Here is a 7173-nt window from a genome sequence, read left to right as displayed (position 1 = left end):
GGCCTTGCCCCCGCGCCCCGTCGCCGCCGGCGCCCCGGACTTGCCCCCGCGCCCCGTCGCCGCCGGTGCTCCTCGGGATGCCCGAAATCTCGAGTGTTTCACTGGGATTAACTGAGCGACGGTCGCGTTGCGCCGTAGGGCATATGGTAGAGTTACGAGACTCCGATATTGCATAGACAAGGGGGTTTCGGTGCCACGCGTGCATAACTTCTCCGCCGGTCCTGCTGCGCTCCCAGAAAGCGTGCTCCAAGAGGCCCAGGCCGAACTGCTTGATTACCGTGGATGCGGCATGTCCATCCTGGAGATGAGCCATCGCTCCCACGCGTTCTCCGAAGTCATCCAAGACGCCGAGAACACGCTGCGCCGGCTCGTCGGCATCCCAAGCAACTATCATGTGCTGTTCCTTCAGGGTGGCGCTACGCTGCAGTTTGCCGGTATCCCCATGAACCTCATGCGCACGGGCCGGGCGGGCTACATCGTCTCCGGAAACTTCGCCAGGCTTGCATGGCAGGAAGCGCGAAAGTACGGTGAGGCCGAGGTGCTCTCCTCGAGCGAAGACACCGGCTTCGATCGCATCCCCGACCTTGCGCCCGCTTCGGAGCGGGCCGCAGCTGGAGACCTCGACTACGTCTATATCTGCCAGAACAACACGATCTTCGGCACGATGTTCTCCACGCTCCCCGACTGCGGCGCCACCCCGCTCGTCGCAGACGTGTCGAGCTGCTTCCTTTCCATGCCGCTCGACGTCGAGCGCTATGGGCTCATCTATGCCGGCGCGCAAAAGAACGCCGGCCCCGCGGGCGTGACCGTCGTCATCGTCCGCGACGACCTGCTGGGCGAGGGCCCAGCGCTCGCATGCTGCCCCTCGTACATGAGCTACCGCACGCAGGCGGACAAGGACTCGATGATGAACACGCCGAACACGTTCGGAATCTACCTGTGCGGCAAGGTGTTCCGTTGGGTCGAGAACGAAGGCGGGCTCGCCGCCATGGAAAAGCGCAACCGCCAGAAAGCGAAGACGCTCTACGACCTGCTCGACCGCAGCGAGATCTTCGTGCCCACGGCGCAGCCAGAATCTCGCTCCATCAGCAACGTCGCCTTCCGTTGCGCCACGCCGGAACTGGACGAAGCGTTTATCTCCGGTGCTCGCGAGCGCGGCATCGAGGGTATCAAGGGACACCGCCTCGTAGGCGGCATGCGTGCGAGCATCTATAACGCCGTTTCCCAAGCATCCGTCGACGCGCTCGCAGCCTACATGCAAGAGTTCGAGGAGAGCCGTCGATCTAACTAGGCTAGCAGCCCGCTCCAAGCCAGCTGCTAGCCTCTTGGCCTGCAACCCCAATCCTCATGGGTCGCAGGTTTCTGCACGAGCCAAACATGTAGCCCGTGCACCCCTTTACCGTAGTGATTCGTTCCCTGGCGCGCAGGGTTCTTGATGTGTTCCCCGCGCGAGTTCCGCACGAGCCAGAGGCGCCAGTGGCGCCTCTGAGCGAGCAGGACTGCCCGAGCGCAGGGAACACATCAAGAACCCGATGGGAGCACCATGCGTAACATCAAAATCATCGATGACATTACCAAAGACGGCCAGGTCACCTTCGGCGACGGCTATGCCTTTGTCGACGACACGGCCGAAGCCGACGCCATCCTCATGCGGTCGACCGACCTTCACGGATACGACCTGCCCGCGAGCATCCGGGCCATCGCGCGCTGCGGAGCCGGTGTGAACAACATCCCTATCGACGATTACGCGAAGCGCGGCGTCGTGGTCTTCAACTCTCCGGGCGCTAACGCGAACGCTGTCAAGGAGATCGTGCTCTGCATGATGGTCCTCTCGAGCCGCGGCGTCGTGCAATCGATGGATTGGGTACGCCAGAACGCCGACGACCCCGATATCCTCACCCACGCCGAGCATGTCAAGAAGGCATTCGTGGGACGCGAGCTCAAGGGCAAGCGCGTGGGCGTGATCGGCCTGGGCAACGTGGGCTCCAAGGTTGCCAACGCCTGCGTCTACCTGGGCATGGATGTGTATGGCTACGACCCCTTCATCTCCGTTGAGCACGCCTGGGAGCTCAGCCGCGACGTGCAGCGCGTAGGCACCCTCGAAGACCTTTGCCGCGGTTGCGACTACCTGACCCTCCACGTGCCCAGCAAGGCGGACACCATGGGCATGATCGGCACCGACCAGCTTGCGCTCCTCGCTCCCGGCGCGGTGCTCATCAACTTCGCACGCGAGACCATCGTTGACGAGGATGCCGTCGACGCCGCCCTCCATGAGGGCAGGCTCTCGTGGTTCGCGACGGATTTCGCCACGCCCAAGACCGTGCTCATGCCCAACACCTTCATCACCACACACTCGGGCGCCGGCACCGAGGAAGCCGAGGCCAACTGCGCCGATATGGCCATCTCGGAACTGAAGGACTATTTGGAGAACGGCAATATCGCGCACTCCGTGAACTATCCGAGCTGCTCCATGGGCAAGGCGCGCGCCGCGAGCCGCATTGCCTGCCTGCACGCGAACGTGCCCAACATGATCGGCCAGATCACGGCGATCCTCGCCAAGGACAACGCCAACGTGCAGCGCATGGTCAACGAAAGCGCCGGCGAGAATGCCTACACGATGTTCGACACCGACGAGCATCTCGAGAGCTCGACCATCGATGCCCTCAAGCGCATCTCGTCGATGTACCGCGTCCGCGTTATCAAATAGCTGGATATCCCTTGCCCGCATCAAATACAGCGCCGTAAGCCGCCCTCTTCGAGAGAAGGGCCGTTGGGTTCCGGGGGCAGCGCCCGCGCTCCCGGAACGCCCGTGACCGGCTGCGGCAAGCGCCCGAAACCCCGACTGCGATTGCCCGTAGCCCCGACTGCGAGCGAGTATCCGCTACCCAGACCGCAAGCGCCCGTAGCCTCGCCTACGAGCAAGTGCTCGAGGCGCTCTACATCGAGCACCTCGGCATCTTGAAGATTTCGTTCCACTTTTGGGAATATCTTTTTGCGAAGCCCTATGAAAGCGCTTGCTCAATTGCTCAATTCCTGCGAAAACGCAAGAAAAATCGACGATTAGCTCGCTGCGCTCGAGTAGATGTTCCCAAAAGTGGAACGAACTTCTTCCCGCAGAGGGCAACGATGCGAAACATCCCTCAGGAACGCCCCAGCTTGGTCCAATCCATGAAGAGTTCGCGGCACAATTCAGACTCTTTTCGTTGCAGGGCCGCTGACTTGGGCGCTATCCGCAATCCGAGCTCTCGAGCGAGGTAGCGCTCTACGCTCGCGAACACCGAGGGGATGACGAGCTGCTCAAAAGTAAGCGGAACAACCGTAAATCCCATGCTTTGCAGCGCCATGAGCCGCTCCCCATCAGCAAGCGACTGCTCGCGGCTCGCATGGATGAGCTTGCTTTGGCACTCGACGATAACAGGGCGCGTCCCCTCCCTCCCCTCAATGAGAAGATCCGCATAGCAAACCACCTTTCCAGCAATTAGACGAGCTGCAGGGCTCAGGGGAATGCGCTCATTTACCCGTATCTCCGGAAATCCCGACCCGCCCATACGGCGCGGAAGCCCCAGCCTCAAAGCAGCTTGCACCTCGAACGGCGAGGCGGCGCCGTCAAAGGCGCGCATGACAGCGCGGGCAAATCGCTTGTGACCGCGCCGCCAGCTCACTGCTTCGGCGAACTTCCGCGCCTCAGCGACACTCGTCACCGGCGGGCGGCACCACAACGATGTTAGTTTTCCCTCGCGTGTGAGCACTGGCCGCCACCCATCGAGCTTTGACAGGCTGCCTGCATCGATAAGCCCCTGCAGCCAGACACGCACCTCGGCAGACGGCTCATAGATGGAAAAGCGCCCGCACAGCTCGCAAAGCGCCATGATCAGATTCGTCTCACTCATCGCGGGAGCCATACCAAAAAGCGCAAGCAAAGGAGCAACTGATCGCACACGGTCGAAATCGGGCAGCACGTCGACAATCGCACCGCGGGGCATATCCCCCTCCCAGACATGCATCCTCGTCACCGCCGAAGAATGGTGTCGATTCGGGTCCGTCACGAGAAGATGCAGCGGCGACCCGATTTCGTCCCGCAACGCCGCGCGCGTGAACAGGGTATCCGCTCGCGCGGAAACACCCTGATTCGCGCGGTCGAGCACATACGCCCGAACCGCGGGCGGCATCCGATGAAGAAGGAATGCCGATATGCCCCAAAGAACGGTATCCATAGACCAACCATAGCGATTGTGACCATCGCCAGCAGTTGAAATGTTTGTGGAGGGGCCGAACAGAATCTAAACAAAATCTGACAAGAATCTGAATCGAGCAGCATGGCACGCCCAGCGGAAAAGGCTTCATCGAGCAGCAACATCGGCATGGGGCGCACCATTGAGTTCCCGTTCATGTTATGCACACATTGTGCGTTGCGCTAGAAGGGCTCTGACGCGATCGTGCACGGCGCTCTGACGGTGCCAGGGCACAACGGCGCGATTGTGCACGGTGCTCTGACGGTGCCAGGGCACAACGGCGCGATTGTGCACCGCACCGAAACGGCACCATGACATAGCGGCGCGATTTGCAAGCAGACGAAACCGTGCCAAGGCAGGGAAACTCCACCTAGCCCCCCTCACGCTCAGTCTTTTTGAATGTTCGTTCCACTTTTGGGAATATCTTCTCGAATCCCTCGAAAACACCGTGGTGTCGAACAGCGTTTTCGCAGGAAAGTATCGGGTCACGCGGTTCTTACACCAACATGGCCCAAAAGATATTCCCAATAGTGGAACGAACTGTTCCAGGCGCCGCATCAACCATGTCAGCAGAGCGCCTACATCCGCCACGGTACAATAGAGCGGCTATCGTTTCCGCATGATTTGAAAGGGCCTACCATGAAGGTCTTACCGTTTCCTTGCACGCGACCAGCCCCGGAGGTTGCAGCCGAAGTTGCCGCCCCACCATACGATGTCTTTGACCGCGACGAGGCAGCGGCCTACGTGCAGGAGCGGCCGCTCTCGTTCGCAAACATCGATCGGCCCGAGACGCAGTTTCCCCCAAGCCAAGACATGTATGCGCCCGAGGTCTATGCGCGCGCGGCGGAGCTTTTGCGCGAACGTATCGCCGACGGCACCTATCTCTATGATGCGGCGCCCTGCTACTACCTCTACGAGCTGAAGCGCGCGGGTCGCGCGCAGACGGGCATCGTGGCCGTATGCTCCGTCGCCGACTACGAGGAGGGCCGCATCAAGCGCCATGAGCTCACCCGGCCAGACAAAGAGCAGGACCGCGTCGACCACATCGAGGCGCTCGGCTACCAAACCGGCCCCATCTTCCTCGCCTACCGAGACGAGCCGGTGCTTCAGTTCATCTTAGACGCCGTGAAAACCGGCAAGCCCTTGTACCACTTCACCGACGAGGAGGGAATCGAGCAGACGGTCTGGCGCGTCCATCGTCCCGAGAGCATCGAAGCCATTCATGCCATGCTCGAGCGTATGCCGAGCCTCTATATCGCAGACGGCCACCATAGGACCGCTTCGGCCGTCCGCGCCGCCCACGACCTGCGCAGCAAGGCCCAGGCAGAGGGCACCTACACTGGCAAGGAGCCCTTCAACTACTTCCTCTCGGTGCTGTTCCCCGCAAGCCAGCTCACTATCCTCCCCTACAACCGTGTGGTCGCCGACCGCGCGGGGCTCTCGCCAGCCGAGCTCATCGAGCGGGTGCAGGCAGCAGGCTTCGAGGTCGAAGAGCATGACGGCCCCGTAGAGCCCGAGAAACCAACCGTTTTCGGCTTGTTCAGCGCTGGACGCTGGCGGAAGCTCTCCTGTTCGCCCGAGCTCTTGGCAGAGGCGCAAAGCGCGGGGCCTGTTGCGGCGCTCGACGCCTCCATCCTCCAAGAGCATCTTCTTGGGCCGATCCTGGGCATTGGGGATCCACGGCTCGACGAGCGCATCGCGTTCGTAGGCGGCATACGCGGGACGGCGGAGCTCGAAGAGCGAGCAGGCTCCCTCGGCGTAGCCTTCACCCTGCATGCAACAAGCATGGACCAGCTCATGGCGGTAGCCGATGCCGGGCTTCTCATGCCGCCGAAATCAACTTGGTTCGAGCCGAAGCTCAGAAGCGGCCTGTTCTTGCATCGCATCGCTTAAGGAAACGCCATCCGCACCTCGCGTGATGCGTGGGGCCGGCCCGCCTCTTGCCCAAGCCCACCGGCGCCGGCCATTCCGCCCGTATCTCGGCTTTCCTCTCGCGTCAGCCACCACGCCCGCGCCGGCTCCCACGCCCGCGCCGGCCACCACGCCCGCGCCGGCCCTCCAGCCTACATTCCCATACCAGTGAGCACGATGCCGCACAGGACGCCCACCACGTACAGCGCAACAAGGATGACCACGTTCTCTCGCAGGCTCCGATTGGTGCGGAAGAGCACCAGGAAGCCGGCGCCGGCTCCTACGAGGGTACCCGCGAGCATAGCCCCAAACGAGAGCACTCCCTCGAGGTAAAGCTGGGTGATAACCACGCTGGCCGCGCAATTTGGGATGAGCCCCACGAGGGCGGAGGCGAAGACCGCGAGCATGCGGTTTCCGCTCAGGAACGCCTCGAGCGCCGGCTCCCCCACCGTTTCGAGCACCGCCACGAGAGCCATGGTGACGAGGAAGATGAACACGGTCACCTGCACGGTATGCGAAAGGGCGCTGCGGACGACCGGCCACGCTCCGCCGTGGTGATCGTGGCCGTGATCATGGCCCGAAGACCCCGCCTCATGATCGTCGTCACAACCGCAGTGGTCGCGCTCGCACAGGCGATGGATATGGTCTGCACCCTCCCCCGCCTCCGCGAGCTCGTCGATCACATCCTGCTCGACCGCGGGATCGCCCGCCACGGCGGCAGGTCCCAGCACGCCGCGGCGCATGGCGGCATGGGCCCGCGCATTGCGGCGAAGCGCGCGCAGCGCGGCGTCGACAGCGAGGCCGACCACCGCGGCAACCGCCGCCTTCGCCAGAAGCACCTGCGCCAGAAGGCCCGCATCCACGCGCTCGGCCACGAGCAGGGGTAGCATCTCGTCGGAAGTCGAGAGGAACACCGCCACAAGCGTGCCCAGCGTGATGACGCGTCCCGCATAGAGCGTCGCCCCCATGGCGGAGAAGCCGCACTGCGGCACGATGCCGAGAAGCGCGCCCACCACCGGCCCCGCCGCAC

5 protein-coding genes are annotated in these 7173 nt (G+C 62.8%); 3 read left to right on the top strand and 2 right to left on the bottom strand.

The annotated features are described in order from the left end of the window. Positions 1–190: 190 nt before the first annotated feature. Positions 191–1291: a 3-phosphoserine/phosphohydroxythreonine transaminase gene (gene serC / locus AC1VS5_RS09250; protein ID WP_481218441.1), complete on the top strand. Its 1101-nt coding sequence runs from the start codon at positions 191–193 to the stop codon at positions 1289–1291. Between the two features lie 252 nt (positions 1292–1543). After that, entirely contained in the window at positions 1544–2707 is a 1164-nt protein-coding gene (locus AC1VS5_RS09245; RefSeq protein ID WP_419040238.1) for a phosphoglycerate dehydrogenase, read from the top strand. 433 nt (positions 2708–3140) lie between these two features. On the opposite strand, the gene AC1VS5_RS09240 is transcribed toward AC1VS5_RS09245, so the two are convergent. Beyond that, the gene (locus AC1VS5_RS09240; protein ID WP_481218440.1) at positions 3141–4214 is read right to left on the bottom strand and encodes a hypothetical protein; all 1074 of its coding nucleotides are present in this window, start codon (positions 4212–4214) and stop codon (positions 3141–3143) included. Positions 4215–4871: 657 nt separating this feature from the next. Between AC1VS5_RS09240 and AC1VS5_RS09235 the strand changes: the two genes are divergently transcribed. Continuing rightward, complete coding sequence (locus AC1VS5_RS09235) at positions 4872–6125, top strand: DUF1015 domain-containing protein (protein WP_481218439.1); 1254 nt, start codon at positions 4872–4874, stop codon at positions 6123–6125. 170 nt (positions 6126–6295) lie between these two features. Here AC1VS5_RS09235 and AC1VS5_RS09230 read toward each other — a convergent pair. Continuing rightward, a partial coding sequence (locus AC1VS5_RS09230) for a putative manganese transporter (protein ID WP_481218438.1) occupies positions 6296–7173 on the bottom strand: 878 nt, incomplete at its 5' end.

It is taken from the genome of Enorma sp., from assembly GCF_982429025.1.
This window is presented reverse-complemented; position numbering and strand designations above follow the sequence as displayed.